Raw genomic sequence first — 564 nt, 5'->3', positions numbered from 1 at the left:
TGGATAACCTGCTTCTGTTAAAAGCTGCTTGGCTTTTTCAAGATCAAGTTTAAAGGGTTGCCCTTCTTTTTCATCCAAAGCTCCAAGATTACCGATGGGAATAAAGCTTGCCCGTGGAATACCAACATCTTTAAGAAGAGTCTTTCCCAGAGTGTCATAATCGATCAAATAACGCATTGCCAAACGCACCTTTTCATTGGCAAAAATAGGATTTGTCGTATTGAACCCCCACATTATCACAGATGGAGCCAACACTTTTTCAATCTTAATATCTGTTGTTACTTGGAGATCTGTTATATCTTCAGGCATCAAATTACGTGCCACATCAATATCGTGTTTTTCCAACAACAAACGTTGTGTTCCAGGCTCAGCAATATGACGAATTAAGATCTGCTTCAATTTTGCTGGCTCTCCCCAATGATAGGAACTTGCACGCAACAAAATCGCCTCTCCAGAACGCCAGTTGACTAATTGATAAGGACCAACACAAGCAGCGTGACTTGCCAAATAGCGATTTCCCATATCACCATCTTGTTCGTGTTTCATAAGTGTCTCACGATCAAG

1 protein-coding gene is annotated in these 564 nt (G+C 41.0%); it reads right to left on the bottom strand.

Annotation, left to right across the window (positions count from 1 at the left end):
• Positions 1-564: ABC transporter substrate-binding protein (locus ACFINU_RS10370; RefSeq protein ID WP_375619085.1), on the bottom strand; the 564-nt coding region annotated here is incomplete at both ends.

Source organism: Bartonella sp. AC130YNZD (assembly GCF_042196865.1).
Classification (GTDB): domain Bacteria; phylum Pseudomonadota; class Alphaproteobacteria; order Rhizobiales; family Rhizobiaceae; genus Bartonella.
The sequence above is the reverse complement of the archived record's forward strand: the minus strand, read 5'-3'. Positions and strand labels throughout refer to the sequence as shown.